This window comes from Streptomyces sp. NBC_01294 (assembly GCF_035917235.1).
GTDB lineage: Bacteria > Actinomycetota > Actinomycetes > Streptomycetales > Streptomycetaceae > Streptomyces > Streptomyces caledonius.
This window is the reverse complement of record NZ_CP108423.1, coordinates 4469557-4486826: the sequence shown is the minus strand read 5'-3', so window position 1 is coordinate 4486826 and position 17270 is coordinate 4469557. Positions and strand designations below refer to the sequence as shown.

Sequence of the window (17270 nt, the reverse complement as noted above, 5' to 3'; positions counted from 1 at the left end):
GATCACACGGAGCCCCGTCCGGTGCGGAGCCGCGAGCTCCGCACCGGACGGCAGGTCCGTGCCCGAGCAGCCGCCGCCGCACTGGGTGCGGCCATGGTGCTGGCCCTGCCGGCCGCAACGGCGGACGCGGCATCGGTCGCGACGTGGGACAAGGTCGCCCAGTGCGAAAGCAGCGGCAATTGGAGCTACTACCGCTCCGGCTGGCCGTACTTCGGAGGTCTGCAGATCTCCCTGCCGACCTGGCGCGCCTTCGGTGGCGAGCAGTACGCGAGCTACCCGCACCAGGCGACCAAGAAGCAGCAGATCCTGACCGCCGAGAAGATTCTCGCCGGTCAGGGACCAGAAGCCTGGCCCAACTGCGGTCGTTCGTCCGGCCTCGGCAGCGATCACGCGGATCCGTACCCGGAACCCAGCCACAAGGCATCCAACGCGGGTGTGTACCGGTCGGACGAGGCGAAGTTCTATGTGGCGGACCGCAGTGGCGGTCTGTACGGATGGGCCGGTTTCGGGGTGCCGGGTGACAAGCCGTTGACGGGTGACTGGAACGGGGACGGCCAGGACACGTTCGGTGTCTACCGACCCGAGGACCAGACGTTTCATCTGAGCAATGACAACGGCACCGTTGCGGTATCGGCGATGTACGGGAACCCCGGGGACATTCCCTTGATGGGCGACTGGGACGGGAACGGCACGGACACGATCGGCGTGTACCACCCGGCGGATCAGACGTTCTACCTGAGCAACGACAACCGTGTCGCCGCCTATGCCGTGAAGATGGGCGTCGAGGGTGACACCCCGATGACCGGTGACTGGAACGGCGACGGCAAGGACACCATCGGCGTCTACCGCGGTTCCGACCAGACCTTCTACCTGACGGACTCCCAGACGAGTGCACCCGTGGACCACCAGATCAAGTTCGGAAACCCGGGCGACACCCCGATCAAGGGTGACTGGAACGGCGACGGCACGGACAAGATCGGCGTCTACCGGGCCTCCGAATCGGACTTCTTCGGTGCCGCCAAGGACTCCGACACGGTCATCTACTCCGTCCGCTTCGGCGTTCCCGGCGACACCCCCCTCACCGGCCAGTGGTGACGGAAAGCCGAACGCGGTACTGACCCCTTCCACCGAGCAGCTCCGGCTCCGCGGGTCCCGCTGACTTCAGCGGGACCCGGGCCCCGTACTGCTCCCCACAGGAGACCTCCATGTCACGAGCACGTGTTTCTCTGCCGCCCCTCGGGCGGGGCCTCGCCGTACTGGCCGCGGCAGCAGCCGTCATCGGCCCGGCCACCGTGTCGGCCCAGGCGGCGGCGCCCGCCTCCGGCTCCAAGGCCGTGACCTTCCAGGGGCACCGGTTCGAGGTTCCCGCCGGCTGGGACGTCGTCGACCTCGGTGCCGACCCGACCGCCTGCGTCCGGTTCGACCGCCACGCCGTCTACCTCGGCACTCCCGCCACGCAGCAGAACTGCCCGTCCCGGCTGGTGGGACGGACCGAAGCGCTGCTGGTGGAGCCCGACACGTCCGGCGAAGCGGCGCGGGGCGGCACCACGGTGTCCGAGGCCGATCGCGAGATCGTCGGAGGGGCCCAGGGCATCCGCGTGACGGCGACCTATGCCGAGGACCAGTCCCTGGTCCGCAAGATCCTCACCGGTGCCGGCATATCGGCCTCGGCCCCGAAGAGCCGGGCGCGCGCCTCCGCCGCGCCGGCCGCGCAGCCGGAGGCGTCGGCGTCGGCCTCGGTCTCGGCCTCGGTGTCCGCGACCGCCGCCGCCTCGTCGGCCACCCTGACGAACTACACCGGCAAGGGGTTCGACGCCTGCGCCGCCCCGGACTCCGAGACCATGAACGCGTGGAAGACGCACTCTCCTTACAACGCGGTCGGCATCTACATCGGTGGCCGCAACCGGGCGTGCGCGCAGAAGAACCTCACCGCCTCGTGGGTCCAGCAGCAGGCATCGGCCGGCTGGCGCTTCATGCCGATCTACGTCGGCGCCCAGGCGAGCCAGATCACCTCGCCCGCCGCCGAGGGGCGGAGCGCCGCGGACGACGCGGTGAACCAGGCCGCGGCTTTGGGGCTCGGGCCCGGAGCGCTGCTGTACTACGACATGGAGGCGTACAACAAGACGTACTCGGGCAACGTGCTCGCTTTCCTGTCCGCGTGGACCGAACAGCTCCACGCCCGGGGCTACAACTCGGCGGTCTACAGCAGCTCCTCGTCCGGAATCGCCGACCTGGCCGCCCACGCGGGCAGCCACACGATGCCCGACGTCGTCTTCAGCGCCAACTGGAACGGTGTCGCCGACACCAACGACCCGGCACTGCCCGGTTGGGCGTGGGCCAACCGCCAGCGCGTCCACCAGTACAGCGGGAACGTCACGGAGACCTGGGGCGGCAAGCAGATCCAGATCGACCGGGACTACATGGACGTCGCGCTGAACGGGACCCACAAGCCGACGAATGCGGGTGTGTACCGGTCGGACGAGGCGAAGTTCTATGTGGCGGACCGCAGTGGCGGTCTGTACGGATGGGCCGGTTTCGGGGTACCGGGTGACAAGCCGTTGACGGGTGACTGGAACGGCGACGGCCAGGACACGTTCGGTGTCTACCGACCCGAGGACCAGACGTTTCATCTGAGCAATGACAACGGCACCGTTGCGGTATCGGCGATGTACGGGAACCCCGGGGACATTCCCTTGATAGGCGACTGGGACGGAAACGGCACGGACACGATCGGCGTGTACCACCCGGCGGATCAGACGTTCTACCTGAGCAACGACAACCGTGTCGCCGCCTATGCAGTGAAGATGGGCGTCGAGGGTGACACCCCGATGACCGGTGACTGGAACGGCGACGGCAAGGACACCATCGGCGTCTACCGCGGTTCCGACCAGACGTTCTACCTGACGGACTCCCAGACGAGTGCGCCGGTGGACCACCAGATCAAGTTCGGGAACCCGGGCGACACCCCGATCAAGGGTGACTGGAACGGCGACGGCACGGACAAGATCGGCGTCTACCGGGCCTCGGAATCGGACTTCTTCGGTGCCGCCAAGGATTCCGACACGGTCATCTACTCCGTCCGCTTCGGGGTTCCCGGCGACACCCCCCTCACCGGCCAGTGGTGACGGACTCCTGAGCGAACGATGTCCACCGGTTCCGCGGGTGCGAGAGGCTCCCGCGGAGCCGGTGTTCGTCGGTGCTCAGCGCGTCCGCCGGCTAGGCCGGGAACTTCCGGTCGACCCATCTGAAGGTGAACTCGATCAGCGTCGCCGCGACCGCCGCGATCGCCACCGCGATCCACGGCATCGTGGTGCCCTCCAGCTTGAGCTGGAAGAACTCCTGCAGCCACGGCACGACGAGGACGATCAGGAACGCCCCGCCCATCGCGCCGACCAGGGCCACCCGCCACCACGTGTACGGGCGGGCGATGATCGCCAGTACCCACATGGAGGTCAGGAACAGCGTGAGCGTCGCCGCGCTGGTCTCGGCCTTCAGGGCGTCGGGGCCGGTGTAGTAGTGGCGGGCGACCAGGTACGTCACGAAGGTGGCCGTGGCCGCGATCGCGCCGCCGGGGATCGCGTACCGCATCACCCGTTTCACGAAGTGCGGCTTCGCGCGTTCCTTGTTCGGGGCCAGGGCCAGGAAAAAGGCCGGGATGCCGATGGTGAGCGTGGACAGCAGCGTCAGGTGGCGGGGCAGGAAGGGGTACTCGACCTGCGAGCAGACCACCAGGATGGCCAGCAGCACCGAGTAGACCGTCTTCGTGAGGAAGAGGGTGGCGACGCGGGTGATGTTGCCGATGACCCGGCGGCCCTCGGCGACCACCGACGGCAGGGTCGAGAAGCTGTTGTTGAGGAGGACGATCTGCGCGACGGCGCGGGTGGCCTCCGAGCCGGAGCCCATGCTCACGCCGATGTCCGCGTCCTTGAGGGCGAGCACGTCGTTGACGCCGTCGCCCGTCATGGCGACCGTGTGGCCCTTGGACTGCAGGGCCCCGACCATGTCGCGCTTCTGCTGCGGGGTCACGCGGCCGAAGACCGAGTTGGCGGCGAGGACCTTCGCCATCTCGTCCCGTTCGGCGGGGAGCCTCCGCGCGTCGATGGTGTTCTCCGCGCCCGGCAGCCCCAGCTTGCCGGCGACCGCGCCGACGGAGACCGCGTTGTCGCCGGAGATGACCTTCGCCTTGACGTCCTGGTCCTCGAAGTAGCGCAGCGTGTCGGCGGCGTCGGGGCGCAGCCGCTGTTCCAGGACGACCAGGGCGGTCGGCCTGACCCCGGTGGCGACGGCCGCGTCGTCCAGCTCGCGGCCGGAGCGGGCCAGCAGCAGGACCCGCAGGCCCTGCTCGTTGAGGTCGGTGATCTCGTCGAGGGCCGGGTCCCCGGCGGGCAGCAGGACGTCGGGGGCGCCGAGCAGCCAGGTGTTGTTCTCGCCGTCGCCCTCGCTGAAGCTGGCGCCGCTGTACTTGCGGGCGGAGGAGAAGGGCAGGGACTCGGTGCAGCGCCACTCCGCGCTGGCGGGGTAGGCGTCGATGATCGCCTGGAGGCTCGCGTTGGGACGCGGGTCGGACTCGCCGAGGGCGCCGAGCACCTTCTTGACGTACTCCGTCTCCGCGCCGCCGAGCGGTCGGAGCTCGGTGACGTCCATGCCGCCCTCGGTGAGGGTGCCGGTCTTGTCGAGGCAGACCACGTCGACCCGGGCGAGGCCCTCGATGGCGGGCAGCTCCTGCACCAGGCACTGCTTGCGGCCGAGCCGGATGACACCGATCGCGAAGGCCACGGAGGTGAGCAGGACGAGCCCCTCGGGGATCATCGGGACGATGCCGCCGACGGTCCGGGCGATGGAGTCCTTGAGGTTGTTGTCCTTGACGATCAGCTGGCTGATGATGAGGCCGATCGAGGTCGGGATCATCATCCAGGTGACGTACTTGAGGATGGTGGAGATGCCGGAGCGCAGCTCGGAGTGGACGAGCGTGAAGCGGGAGGCCTCCTCGGCCAACTGGGCGGCGTAGGCCTCGCGGCCGACCTTGGTGGCGGTGAACGCACCACCGCCGGCGACGACGAAGGAGCCGGACATGACCTGGTCGCCGGGCTTCTTCAGGACCGGGTCGGCCTCGCCGGTGAGCAGGGACTCGTCGATCTCCAGGCCGTCGGCCTCGCCGACGGATCCGTCGACGACCACCTTGTCGCCGGGGCCGAGTTCGATGACGTCGCCGAGGACGATCTCGGAGGTGGAGATCTCCGCGGTCCTGCCGTCGCGGCGCACGCTCGGTTTGGCCTCGCCGATGACGGCGAGGCCGTCGAGGGTCTTCTTGGCGCGCAGTTCCTGGATGATGCCGATCCCGGTGTTCGCGATGATCACGAAGCCGAAGAGGCTGTCCTGGATCGGCGCGACGATGAGCATAATCACCCAGAGCACGCCGATGATCGCGTTGAACCGGGTGAAGACGTTGCCGCGGACGATGTCGGTGGTGGAGCGCGAGGAGCGGACCGGGACGTCGTTGACCTCTCCGCTCGCGACGCGTTCGGCCACCTCGGCGGTGCTCAGCCCGCCCGGCTTGAACCGGGGCGCGGGCGGCTGCACCGGATGTACTGGGTCCAGTTCCGCCCCCGCGTCGATGGCGGCGCCGCCTCGCTCCGGCCCGTCCTGATCGATCTTCGCCCGCTGCGTCATGCCTCCGACGTTAGAGGGGGTTCGAACGGTTCACCCCCCGAGCGGCGGGAAGATCCGACCTCGGGATGACCCGGATCGTCCCTGGGTAGGGCCCGGCCACTCGCTGGGCAGGGGCAGCTGGGCAGGGGCAGGGCCCGGCTACTCGTTCCGCTCGGCCCGCTCAGCGGCCGCCGCCTCGGCCTCGGCCGCGTGGCGCTTGAGCGCGGCGTCGCGGCCGCGGACGTACCAGATGCCGATCAGGCCGAGGAAGCCGCCGGCCGCGCAGGTCCAGACCCACCACAGCTGGCCGCGGTCGGCGAACCACCCGTAGAAGGGGAGCTGGACCACGAAGAGGGCGAACCACAGGATCGTGCCACCCGTGACGGTCGCGACGACCGGACCCTCCAGGGGCTCGGGTGCCTCATGCTTCGCAGTCCATTTCGCCATGCGGCAAGTCTAGGCGCGCGGATTCGTGGTCTACGCGCGGAGATGGACGCCCTTTCGTTCATGTGTTCATACTGAAACGGTTTGGGCGTGGCCCATTTTCTTCGTATGAACCACCCAATGAGGACCGTATGAGTACCCCGGCCCCCGCCCCCGCAGCCACCGCCACCGCCACCGCCCCGGAGCCTTCCCCCCAGGAACCCTCCGGCGGACTGGACCGCTACTTCAAGATCTCCGAGCGCGGCTCGACCGTCGCCCGCGAGGTCCGCGGCGGCTTCGCGACCTTCTTCGCGATGGCCTACATCATCGTGCTCAACCCGATCATCCTGGGCAGCGCGAAGGACATGTACGGGCACCAGCTCGACGGCGGTCAGCTGGTGACGGCCACCGTCCTGACGGCCGCCTTCTCCACCCTCCTCATGGGCGTCATCGGCAACGTCCCGATCGCCCTCGCCGCCGGCCTCGGCGTGAACACCGTCGTCGCCCTCCAGCTCGCCCCGCGCATGAGCTGGGCCGACGCCATGGGCATGGTGGTCCTGGCCGGCTTCGTGGTGATGCTGCTGGTCGCCACCGGCCTGCGCGAGCGGGTCATGCACGCCGTCCCGCTGGGCCTGCGCAAGGGCATCGCCATCGGCATCGGCCTGTTCATCATGCTGATCGGCCTGGTCGACTCGGGCTTCGTCTCCCGCATCCCGGACGCCGCGCACACCACGGTCCCGCTCCAGCTCGGCGGCAACGGCCACCTGGAGGGCTGGCCCGTCCTGATCTTCATCATCGGCGTGCTGCTCACCCTCGCCCTGCTGATCCGCAAGACGCCGGGTGCGATCCTGATCTCCATCGTGGCCATGACCGTCGTCGCGGTCGCCGTCCAGATGGTCGTCGGACTGCCCGACTCGGGCTGGGGCCTCACCGTCCCCGAGTGGCCCGGCAACCCGGTCGCCGCGCCCGACTTCGGGCTCGTCGGCGAGGTCAGCCTCTTCGGCGGCTTCGAGAAGGTCGGGATGCTGACCGGCGTCCTCTTCGTCTTCACCGTGCTGCTGTCCTGCTTCTTCGACGCCATGGGCACGATCCTCGGCGTCGGCGACGAGGCGAAGCTGATCGACAAGAAGAGCGGCGAGTTCCCCGGCATCAACAAGGTCCTGCTCGTCGACGGCCTGGCCGTCGCCTCGGGCGGCGCCACCTCGTCCTCGGCCACCACCTGCTTCGTGGAGTCCACGGCCGGGGTCGGCGAGGGCGCCCGTACGGGTCTGGCGAACGTCGTGACGGGCAGCCTCTTCGCCGTGGCGCTGTTCCTGACCCCGCTCGCCACCATGGTCCCGTCGCAGGCGGCCACCCCGGCGCTCGTGGCGGTCGGCTTCCTGATCCTGGCGGGCTCGGTCAAGGACATCGACTGGAGCGACTTCACCATCGCCGTCCCGGCCTTCCTGGCCATGGTGATGATGCCCTTCACCTACTCGATCACCAACGGCATCGGCATCGGCTTCGTGAGCTTCTGCGCGCTGCGCCTGGCGACCGGCCGGGGCCGTGGGGTCCCGGTGGCCATGTACGTCGTGTCGGCGGTGTTCGTCTTCTACTACGCGATGCCGGCCCTCGGACTCGGATAGCAGCCCTGTCCGGGCCGACGTGAGCCGAGCCCCGACCGGGCTCACGTCAGCCCGTAGAACTTCTCCGTCTCGTCGACGGCCGCCTTGAAGCGCTCGTCGAAGTCATCGCGAATGAGCGTCCGGACCACATAGTCCTGGACGCTCATTCCGCGTTTGGCGGCATGGATCCGGAGCCTGTCGAGGAGCTCCCCGTCTATGCGCATGCTCAGCACATGTGTCCCCATGTCGAAAGAGTCGGGGCAGAGGGTGTGTACGCGTGTCACTTTCCGCCGCCGACTCACCCGTACGAGTGACCTCATGCGTGACGCCCGAAAACTGGTGTTCCTTAGGAAGAGTAATGAGTTACTCTAAAGACATGCATGACCTTTCCCAAGGTGACGATGCCGCCGCCGTGAACGACCTCCGCTCCGCCGTCATGCGGCTGGGGCGGCGCCTGAAGCACCAGCGCGTCGACGAATCGCTGAGCCCGACCGAGATGTCGGTCCTCGGCACCCTCGCCCGGTGCGGCCAGGCCACACCCGGCGAGCTGGCCCGGCGGGAGCACGTCCAGCCGCCGTCGATGACGCGCATCGTCGCGTTGCTGGAAGCCAAGGGACTGGTCACGCTGGAACCGCACCCCGACGACCGCCGCCAGAAGGTGGTCCGCCAGACGGAGGAAGCCGAGGCGATGCTCGAAGAGAGCCGCCGCAAGCGCAATGCCTTCCTGGCCGGGCTCGCGGCCGAGCTGACCGAGGACGAATGGGCCAAGCTGCGCGAGGCCGCACCCGTCCTGGAGAAGCTCGCGCACCTGTAGGAACGACGCCAGGAGGCGAACGCTTTTGAGTACGGGAACCGGAGCAGACTCCGCACCCGGCCACATATCCACCCCCACTACCGCCGCGCGCACCGCGACCGCGGCACCCATGGGCAAGAACCTGGGGGCACCTCCCGGCAATGGCCGGGGGATGTTCAGCTCGCTGAAGATCCGGAACTACCGGCTCTTCGCCACCGGGCAGGTCGTCTCGAACACGGGCACCTGGATGCAGCGCATCGCCCAGGACTGGCTGGTCCTCTCGCTGACCGGCTCCGCCTCCGCCGTCGGCATCACCATCGCCCTGCAGTTCCTGCCGATGCTGATGTTCGGCCTCTACGGGGGCGTCCTCGCGGACCGGCTGCCCAAGCGGCCGCTGCTGCTCGCCACCCAGAGCGCGATGGGCCTGACCGGCGTCGCGCTCGCCGTCCTCACCCTCGCGGGACAGGTCCAGGTCTGGCACGTCTACCTCGCCGCGTTCCTGCTCGGCATGGTCACCGTCGTCGACAACCCGGCCCGGCAGACCTTCGTCTCCGAGATGGTCGGCAAGGACCAGGTGGCCAACGCCGTCAGCCTGAACTCGGCCAACTTCCAGTCCGCGCGGCTGGTCGGCCCGGCGATCGCCGGTGTGCTGATCACCGCCGTCGGCTCCGGCTGGGCCTTCCTGCTGAACGGACTGTCCTTCGCCGCGCCCATCGCCGGCCTGCTGCTGATGCGGACGAGCGAACTGCACCCCGTCGAGCCCCGGCCCCGCGCCAAGGGCCAGCTGCGCGAGGGCCTGCGCTACGTCGCCGGGCGGCCCGAGCTGATCTGGCCGATCGCCCTCGTCGGCTTCATCGGCACCTTCGGGTTCAACTTCCCGATCTGGCTGTCGGCGTTCGTGAGCGACGTCTTCCACGGCGACGCGGGCACCTACGGGCTCTTCAACACGCTGATCGCCGCCGGCTCCCTGGCGGGCGCGCTGCTCGCCGCCCGGCGCGGGCACTCCCGGCTGCGGCTGCTCGTGGCGGCGGCCGTGCTGTTCTCGGCCCTGCTGCTGGTCACCGCCTTCGCGCCCGGCTTCTGGCTGTTCGCCGCGCTGCTCGTACCCATCGGGATCTTCGGCCTGACGGTCAACGTCACGGCCAACTCCAGCGTGCAGATGGCGACGGACCCGGAGATGCGGGGGCGGGTCATGGCCCTGTTCATGATGGTGTTCACCGGCGGCACCCCGCTGGGCGCTCCGCTGCTGGGCTGGATCACGGACACGTACGGCGCGCGGATCGGCATGGCCGCGGGCGGCGTGATCTCCCTGGCCGCCTCCGTGACGATCGCGGTGGTCCTGGCGCGGGTCGGCAACCTGCGGCTGCGGGTCAGTCGGCACGGGGTCACGTTCGTCCCCGCGGCCGCCTCGCGCCGCCGCGAACTGGTACCGGTCGCCTGACCCTGCGGTCCTCCCGGGGCTCCGCCCCAGACCCCGCGCCTCAAACGTCGGCGAGGCTGAAAGTCCGGGGCTCCGCCCCGCACCCCGCTCCTCAAACGCCGGAGGGGCTGGAAATGCAGCCGAGGCTGCGCAATTCCAGCCCCGTCGGCCAACCCCAGCCCCGCCGGCCGACCCCAGCCCCGCCGGCGTTTGAGGCGATCTTTTCAGCCCCGCCGGCGTTTGAGGCGATCTTTTCAGCCCCACCGGCGTTTGAGGCGCGGGGGTTCGGGGGCGGAGCCCCCGCAGCGGCGGCGCACCCGGCTACGCTCGCCGCATGAGACTGTTCGCAGCCGTCCTGCCGCCGGACGCGGCCGTAGCCGAGCTTGCCCGGGTCGTGGACGGAGTCCACGACGACCGGCTGACGTGGACCGCGCGAGCGGGCTGGCACTTCACGCTCGCCTTCATGGGCGAGGTACGCGACGACGTGCTCCCCGAGCTCCACACCCGCCTGGAGCGCGCAGCCCACCGCACACCCCCCTTCCCGCTGCGCCTGCACGGCTGCGGGCACTTCGGCGACCGCGCCCTGTGGGTCGGCGCCGCCGGAGAGCTCCCCGCCCTGCGCATGCTCGCCGAGCGGGCCGACGCCGCGGCCCGGCGAGCCGGGGTGCCGATGGACCAGCACCGCCGGTACACCCCGCACCTCACCCTGGCCCGCAGCCGCAACGCCTCCACCCCGCTGCGCCCGTACCTGGACGCCCTCGCCGACTTCGAGGGCACGCCCTGGCAGGTCGACACGCTCAGCCTCGTCCGCAGCAACCTGCCCGTCAGCGGGGTGCCGGGCGAGCAGCCCCGCTACGAGACCGTCCGGTCCTGGCCGCTCGCCGGCTGACCCCCCTACCGCGTGCGGGAGCGGTCCCGGGCCGCGTTAGGCTCGACGGGTGGATCCCAAGACCAGAAACCGCGTGATGGCCGGTGTGCTCGTACTGATGTTCGTCGTCGTGGCCTTGGCGGCTGCCGTCGGCCAGTAGCTACCAGGCGAAGGCCTCCGGCGACGGCCCCGGCCCGGGGAAGATCTCGTCCAGGCCCGCCAGGACCTCCTCCGAGAGCTCCAGCTCCACCGCGCGCAGCGCCGAGTCGAGCTGCTCCTGCGTCCGCGGCCCGACGATCGGCCCGGTGACCCCGGGGCGCGTCAGCAGCCAGGCCAGCCCGACCTCGCCCGGCTCCAGGCCGTGCTTGTCCAGCAGGTCCTCGTACGCCTGCACCTGCGCCCGCACCGTGCTGCTGGCCAGTGCGTCCGCCGACCGTCCGGAGGCGCGGCGGCCGCCCTCGACCTCCTTCTTGATGACGCCGCCCAGCAGGCCGCCGTGGAGCGGGGACCACGGGATGACGCCGAGCCCGTACGCCTCGGCGGCCGGGATGACCTCCATCTCCGCGCGCCGCTCGGCGAGGTTGTAGAGGCACTGCTCGCTGACCAGGCCGAGCCGTCCGGTGCGCGCCGCGGTCTCGTTGGCCTGGGCGATCTTCCAGCCGGGGAAGTTGGAGGAGCCCGCGTAGAGGATCTTGCCCTGCTGGATCAGGACCTCGACGGCCTGCCAGATCTCCTCGAAGGGGGTCCGCCGGTCCACGTGGTGGAACTGGTAGAGGTCGATGTGGTCGGTCTGGAGCCGCTTGAGGCTGGCGTCGACGGCCCGCCGGATGTTCAGCGCCGACAGGCGGTCCTGGTTGGGCCAGGTGTCGCCCTCGCGGGACATGGAGCCGTAGACCTTGGTCGCCAGCACCGTCTTCTCGCGCCGTCCGCCGCCCTGGGCGAACCAGGTGCCGATGATCTCCTCGGTGCGGCCCTTGTTCTCGCCCCAGCCGTAGACGTTGGCGGTGTCGAGGAAGTTGATGCCCGCGTCGAGTGCGGAGTCCATGATCGCGTGGCTTTCGGGCTCCCCGGTCTGGGGGCCGAAGTTCATGGTGCCGAGTACGAGTCGGCTGACCTTGAGGCCGGTGCGTCCGAGCTGTGTGTACTTCATGGGGCACTAGCCAACTGCTTGGAGTGCACTCGAAGCAAGACCCCTTGGTGAAGGGCGTGTTACGGCTGCCGTTCGGCCCGGTAGGGGCCGCCGATCCCCCACGCCTGGTGCAGGACGGCCGCGAACTCCCCCGCCAGCCGGTGCTCGCCGGAGGCGTTGGGGTGGGTGCCGTCGTAGGTGTCCCGGTGGATGTCGTACGCCGCCGGGCGCGCGGCCAGCAGGATCGGCGAGGCGTCGGTCGTCAGGTCGGCGACCGCCTTCGCGAGGAGCTCGTTGAAGCGGGCCACCTCGGCCGCGAAGGGCGCGTCCTCCTCGGCCCGGCTGTTCGGGATGACGGGCAGCAGGACCATGCGGACGCCGGGGCGGGCGGCGCGGGCCTCGGCGATGAAGCCGCGGACGTTGGCGGCGGTCTGCTCCGCGTCGGTGTAGAAGCCGAGGTCGATCAGCCCGAGGGAGACCAGCAGGACGTCGGCCCCCGTGTCGGCGAGGGCGGGGCCGACGAGCGGGGCCATGTGCTGCCAGCCCTCGCCCCAGCCGGCCAGGTGACGGCGGGCGTGCTCCGGGAAGCCGGGGTCGGCGTACGCGTGGCTGGTGGGCGCGTCGGCGTGCGTGTCGTACAGCGTGCAGCGCGGACCGACGATCCGGTAGGGGCCGCCGAAGGTCGAGTTGAGGTGCTGCCACATCCGGTAGCGCCAGGTGAAATCGCCGGCGCGTCCGATGGTCATGGAGTCGCCGACGAACATGAAACGCATCCGGTCATCATGGCGGATCGCGCGACAGAAAGGCCTGTGACGCCGGACACGGGGCGCGTACTGGCAGGCTGGGGGAATGCGCCTGTCCTCGCCGTCCGCCGCCGCCTCCGCCGCCGTTGTCGTCGCCGCCGCCTCCGCCCTCGCCCTCGCCGTGCTGCCGAGCGCGGCCGCCGCGTCGGGGCCCCCCGTGCCGTCCTCGTTCACCATCTCCGATCCGCGGATCAAGGAGTCGAGCGGGCTGGCGGCCAGCCGGGTCCACCCCGGCGTGTACTGGACGCACAACGACAGCGACGACGGCCCGTACGTCTACGCGGTGGACTCGGCGACGGGCAGGACGGTGGCCCGGGTGACGCTGACGGGCATCGGCAGGCCACGCGACGTCGAGGCGATCTCGCTGGGGCCGGACGGGCAGCTCTACGTCGGGGACATCGGCGACAACAAGAACGGGACCTGGGACCACGTCTGGATCTACCGCTTCCCGGAACCGAAGGCGCTGGGCGATGTCACGGTCAAGGCCGCACAGTTCACGGTGCGGTACGCGGACGGGCCGCGCAACGCGGAGGCCCTGATGGTCCATCCGGTGACGGGGCGGGTCTACATCGCGAGCAAGGACGAGAACAAGGGCGGGCTGTACGAGGGTCCCGCGGAGCTGACGGCGGGCGGCGCGAACATGTTCCGACGGGTCGCCGACGTGCCGTGGGTGACGGACGGGGCGTTCTCCCCCGACGGGAACGGGCTGACCCTGCGCGGCTACTTCACGGCCCGCACCTACCCGTGGAAGGACGGCCGGCCGGTGGGCGAGGGCGAACGGGTGGAGGCGCCGTGGCAGGGCCAGGCGGAGTCGGTGACGTACACGCCGGACGGCTCGACGCTGATGTTCGGCGCGGAGGGGGAGGGCAGCCGGGTCATCGCGGTCCCGGTGACCGCGGCCACCGCCCCGCCGTCCGGCTCCCCCGCCGCTCCGAAGCCGGGCTCCCCGCCGGAAGCGGCGCCCGCGCAGGAGCCGACGGGCAGCTTCGGCAAGGGGGCGCTGGTCCTGGCGGGTGGTTTGATCCTGGTCTTCGCCGCGAAGCGCCTGTTCCGGCGAAGCCGCTAACAGCCCGGGGCTCCGCCCCGCACCCCGCTCCTCAAACGCCGGAGGGGCTGGATATGCAGCCGAGGCTGCGAAAATCCAGCCCCGCCGGCCAACCCCAGCCCCGCCGGCGTTCGAGGCGATCTTTTTAAGCCCCGCCGGCGTTTGAGGCGCGGGGGGTACGGGGGCGGAGCCCCCGAACGGTGCTGCGGGCCGGGGCTGTTACGAGTGGCCGAGGTCCGCGGCCGGGAGGTCCGAGACCGGGACCGAGCCCGTGTCCGCGGCCGGCCGCAGGATGAATTCGTCCGAGGCCATGGAGTCGAGCACCGGCGGCGCGGGCCGCAACGGCGCCGGCATGACCGCGGCCTCCGAGTGCCCGCCGCAGCCGTAGGCCAGCGACACCAGGCGGCCGTCGGCCGGACTGAACTCGTTCGCGCAGACACCGAAGGCCTGGCCGAGCGAGCCGCCGATGGCCACCAGGAAGCCGCAGGAGACGCAGGACGCGGGTGCCGCCTGCGCCATCGGGGTCTTCGCGCCGAAGGAGTCGTCCCAGCGGTCGGCCGCGCCGTGCAGCCCGTACCGCGACAGCACGCGCGCCCGCCGCATGCCGAGTTCCTCGGCGACCGACGTGATGGAGCCCCGTACGGGGACCACGGCGCGGTCGGTGACGTCGGCGTCCTCGGCCTCGACCAGTTCGGCCATCTCGGTGGAGACCACCGAGTTCGGCGGCGGGGTGTCCTCGCCCGACCAGCCCGGCTCCAGGCGCAGGTCCTCGGCGTCGGTGGGCAGCAGGTCGCCCGGGCCCATGTCGCCGGGGCGCAGCCGCTCGCTCCACGGCACCCACTCGGGGGCCAGCAGCGCGTCGTCGCCGGGCAGCAGCACCGTTTCGTCGAGCGTGACGTTCTTGGCGCGGGAGGCGCGGGTCACGGTGACGGCCCAGCGCCAGCCCCGGTAGCCCGGTTCCTTGGATTCGAAGAAGTGGGTGACGACGCGGTCGCCCTCCGCCACGGCGGAGACGTGCGCGCCCACCACTCCGGGGAAGGCGGCCTCCTCGGCCGCCGCGCGGGCGAGTTCTACCGCCTCGACGCACAGGCGGTCGGGGGTACGCGGGGTACGGCTTCGCGTCGTCGCAGCACTCACTGGTCTCGTTCTCTCCTACGCCGTCTCACGTGTGCGCCGTCCGTACTGTCGTCCACAACGACCCGTCGGTGCTGTCCGTACGTGGCGCGGGCGGAGCGGACCAGAGGGCCGCGTCGACGTCCGCACCCGATCGGACTCCGGGCGCACCTCACTGCGATCCATTCTGCGGGATCACGAAGAGGCGCGCGGCCAGGAGCAACCGCCGGTGGCGCGCTACGCACGCTACCTCCTCTTAAGCCTCGGGCACACATGCAAGGTCCGATTCGCGGACATGGCACCGGCTCCGCGACGCGCCGGGAGGCGCCCGGCAGGGCCGGGTGGGGCACTATGTCGAGTGTGGCACCCGTACGGTCGTCCCACGACGGCTCGGGACCGGCCAGGCGGGCCGGCCGGGCTGTCGGGCATGCCCTGCAGCGGCCTTTCACCGGTACGGCGCGGGGGATCCGGCGGGCCACGCACGCGCACGGGGCCGGCGAGTCGGGTCTCGGCAAGCTGATCGAGCTGCACGCCATCAACGGCGCCGGCGACATGATGATCACGGTCGCGCTGGCCACGACGGTGTTCTTCTCCGTCCCCACGGACGAGGCGCGCGGCCGGGTGGCCCTGTACCTGGCGATCACGATGGCTCCCTTCACCCTGCTGGCCCCGGTCATCGGTCCGCTCCTGGACCGGCTGCCGCACGGCCGCCGGGCGTCGATGGCGGCCGCGATGCTGGCCCGGGCGCTGCTCGCGGTGACGATGTCGGGCGCGGTGGCGACGGGGGGAATACAGCTGTATCCCGCGGCGCTGGGCGTGCTGGTGGCGTCCAAGTCGTACGGGGTGGTGCGCAGCGCGGTGGTGCCCCGGCTGCTGCCGCCGAAATTCTCACTCGTCAAGGCGAACTCGCGGGTCACGCTGGCGGGCCTGCTGGCCACGGGCGTGGCGGCGCCGGTGGGTGCGGGACTGAACATGATCGGGCCGCAGTGGCCCCTGTACGGGGCCTCGGTCATCTTCGTGTGCGGCGCCTTCGCGGCCTTCACGCTGCCGCACAAGGTGGACGAGGCGAAGGGCGAGCGCCGGGCCCGGCTGTCCACGCACGAGGCGCACTCGAAGCGGCCGGGGCTGCGGACGGTGAGCCGTTCGGTGCTGTGCGGGCTGCTGGCGAACGCGGCGATGCGCGGGCTGTCCGGGTTCCTGATCTTCTTCCTGGCGTTCCTGCTGCGGGAGCATCCGCTGGCGGGGCAGAGCGCGGCCGTGTCGCTGGGGATCGTGGGCGTGTCGGCGGGCGTGGGCAACGCGTGCGGCACGGCGGTCGGCGCGTGGCTGCGGGCGCGGGCCCCCGAGGCGATCATCGCGGCGGTGCTGTGCCTGACCCTGGGCGTCGCGGTGCTCGCGGCGGTCTTCTTCAGCGGGCTGTTCATGGCCGTGCTGGGCGCGACGGCGGGCTTCTGCCAGGCGCTGGCGAAGCTGTCGCTGGACGCGATGATCCAGCGGGACGTCCCGGAGGCGGTGCGCACGTCGGCGTTCGCCCGTTCGGAGACGTTGCTCCAGGTGGCCTGGGTGCTGGGCGGTGCGATCGGGATCGCCCTGCCGCTGAACGGCGTACTGGGCATGTCGGTGGCCGCGGCCATCGTCGCCCTGGGCGCGACGATGGCCGTCCGCGGCGTCCTCTCGGCCCCCCGCCACTCCGCCGCCGCCTCTTCCCGCCCACGGGTGGCATAGCCGCCCGCCGCCTCAAACGCCGGCGGGGCTGGAAAATCCAGCCCGCCCGGCGTTTGAGGGCACGGGCGCGGAGCGCGCGTATCCGGGCGGAGCCCCGGCAACGGCGCCGCGGCCGGACTTCGCGCCGCGCCGCACACCCCCGCCGGGACCCCATGCAGCGGCGCAGCCCAGGGGCCCGATAGCCTTCGGCTCATGACCGCACCGCTTTTCTCGGGTAGGGCCCGCCGCAGCGTCGCGGCCCTCGGAGCCGTGTCCGCCGGCTTCCTCCTCCTCTCCGCCTGCGGCGAGAAGCCGACACCGCTGGCGACCGTGACGGTCGGCACCTCGTCGGTGTCCGCCGAAGCCTCCTGCCACAACGACGGCAAGGAGCTCGCCTTGGAAGAGGTTCAGGAGTGCCTCACGAACCTGAAGAACCCCAAGACCGTCGAGTACGCCCGGGGTGACACCCTGCGTCTCGGCGTCGAGCCCGAGATCGTCGAGGACGGCAGGCGCTGGTCGGCGGTGCTGGACGGCCAGCCGATCACCGAGCCCTCCTCCAACACCTACCGCAGCTTCCCGGGCGCCGACGTCTTCGCGACGGGCGGCCAGGGCGAGGCCCCCGCCTCGAAGAAGCTCGCCTTCCTCCAGATCGGCGAGGACGGCAAGCCGCTCGCCGTCTGGTCCTTCAACCTCAAGCTCAAGTAACCGGACGGCCACCG

The 17270-nt window shown here is 70.9% G+C and carries 15 protein-coding genes; 9 read left to right on the top strand and 6 right to left on the bottom strand.

Going from position 1 to position 17270, the window contains the following annotated elements:
- Positions 1 to 21 precede the first annotated feature (21 nt).
- Both OG534_RS20390 and OG534_RS20385 read left to right on the top strand, forming a co-directional pair.
- Positions 22 to 1095 carry a transglycosylase family protein gene (locus tag OG534_RS20390; RefSeq protein ID WP_326589579.1) on the top strand — a complete coding sequence of 358 codons (1074 nt, stop codon included), beginning with the start codon at positions 22 to 24 and terminating at the stop codon, positions 1093 to 1095.
- 110 nt (positions 1096 to 1205) lie between these two features.
- Positions 1206 to 3125, top strand: a complete 1920-nt coding sequence (locus OG534_RS20385; protein WP_326589578.1) for a DUF1906 domain-containing protein — start codon at positions 1206 to 1208, stop codon at positions 3123 to 3125.
- Between the two features lie 91 nt (positions 3126 to 3216).
- On the opposite strand, the gene OG534_RS20380 is transcribed toward OG534_RS20385, so the two are convergent.
- Positions 3217 to 5670, bottom strand: a complete 2454-nt coding sequence (locus OG534_RS20380) for a cation-translocating P-type ATPase (protein ID WP_326589577.1) — start codon at positions 5668 to 5670, stop codon at positions 3217 to 3219.
- Between the two features lie 138 nt (positions 5671 to 5808).
- A complete protein-coding gene (locus OG534_RS20375; RefSeq protein WP_326589576.1) occupies positions 5809 to 6096 on the bottom strand; it encodes a DUF2530 domain-containing protein in 288 nt (95 codons plus the stop codon).
- Between the two features lie 128 nt (positions 6097 to 6224).
- Between OG534_RS20375 and OG534_RS20370 the strand changes: the two genes are divergently transcribed.
- Entirely contained in the window at positions 6225 to 7697 is a 1473-nt protein-coding gene (locus tag OG534_RS20370) for an NCS2 family permease (RefSeq protein WP_326589575.1), read from the top strand.
- 41 nt (positions 7698 to 7738) lie between these two features.
- Here the strand turns inward: OG534_RS20370 and OG534_RS20365 are convergent, their stop codons facing one another.
- Positions 7739 to 7921, bottom strand: a complete 183-nt coding sequence (locus OG534_RS20365) for a hypothetical protein (RefSeq protein WP_030010567.1) — start codon at positions 7919 to 7921, stop codon at positions 7739 to 7741.
- Between the two features lie 131 nt (positions 7922 to 8052).
- Between OG534_RS20365 and OG534_RS20360 the strand changes: the two genes are divergently transcribed.
- The 3 genes from OG534_RS20360 to thpR all read left to right on the top strand — a co-directional run bounded on the left by OG534_RS20360 (position 8053) and on the right by thpR (position 10778).
- Entirely contained in the window at positions 8053 to 8490 is a 438-nt protein-coding gene (locus OG534_RS20360; protein WP_326589574.1) for a MarR family winged helix-turn-helix transcriptional regulator, read from the top strand.
- Between the two features lie 25 nt (positions 8491 to 8515).
- Positions 8516 to 9910 carry an MFS transporter gene (locus OG534_RS20355; RefSeq protein WP_442807112.1) on the top strand — a complete coding sequence of 465 codons (1395 nt, stop codon included), beginning with the start codon at positions 8516 to 8518 and terminating at the stop codon, positions 9908 to 9910.
- A 313-nt stretch (positions 9911 to 10223) separates the two neighbouring features.
- Positions 10224 to 10778 (top strand): RNA 2',3'-cyclic phosphodiesterase, encoded by a 555-nt coding sequence (gene thpR / locus OG534_RS20350; protein WP_326589571.1) that lies wholly within the window; start codon positions 10224 to 10226, stop codon positions 10776 to 10778.
- Between the two features lie 139 nt (positions 10779 to 10917).
- On the opposite strand, the gene OG534_RS20345 is transcribed toward thpR, so the two are convergent.
- A complete protein-coding gene (locus OG534_RS20345) occupies positions 10918 to 11907 on the bottom strand; it encodes an aldo/keto reductase (RefSeq protein ID WP_326589570.1) in 990 nt (329 codons plus the stop codon).
- 59 nt (positions 11908 to 11966) lie between these two features.
- Complete coding sequence (locus OG534_RS20340; protein WP_326589569.1) at positions 11967 to 12659, bottom strand: GDSL-type esterase/lipase family protein; 693 nt, start codon at positions 12657 to 12659, stop codon at positions 11967 to 11969.
- 76 nt (positions 12660 to 12735) lie between these two features.
- Here OG534_RS20340 and OG534_RS20335 point away from each other — a divergent pair, with 76 nt between their 5' ends.
- A complete protein-coding gene (locus tag OG534_RS20335; protein ID WP_326589567.1) occupies positions 12736 to 13755 on the top strand; it encodes a WD40 repeat domain-containing protein in 1020 nt (339 codons plus the stop codon).
- 198 nt (positions 13756 to 13953) lie between these two features.
- Here OG534_RS20335 and OG534_RS20330 read toward each other — a convergent pair whose 3' ends face one another.
- The gene (locus OG534_RS20330; protein WP_326589566.1) at positions 13954 to 14871 is read right to left on the bottom strand and encodes a DUF3027 domain-containing protein; all 918 of its coding nucleotides are present in this window, start codon (positions 14869 to 14871) and stop codon (positions 13954 to 13956) included.
- 327 nt (positions 14872 to 15198) lie between these two features.
- Here OG534_RS20330 and OG534_RS20325 point away from each other — a divergent pair, with 327 nt between their 5' ends.
- Entirely contained in the window at positions 15199 to 16572 is a 1374-nt protein-coding gene (locus OG534_RS20325) for an MFS transporter (RefSeq protein WP_326589564.1), read from the top strand.
- Between the two features lie 192 nt (positions 16573 to 16764).
- The gene (locus tag OG534_RS20320) at positions 16765 to 17256 is read left to right on the top strand and encodes a DUF2771 domain-containing protein (protein ID WP_326589563.1); all 492 of its coding nucleotides are present in this window, start codon (positions 16765 to 16767) and stop codon (positions 17254 to 17256) included.
- Positions 17257 to 17270 lie beyond the last annotated feature (14 nt).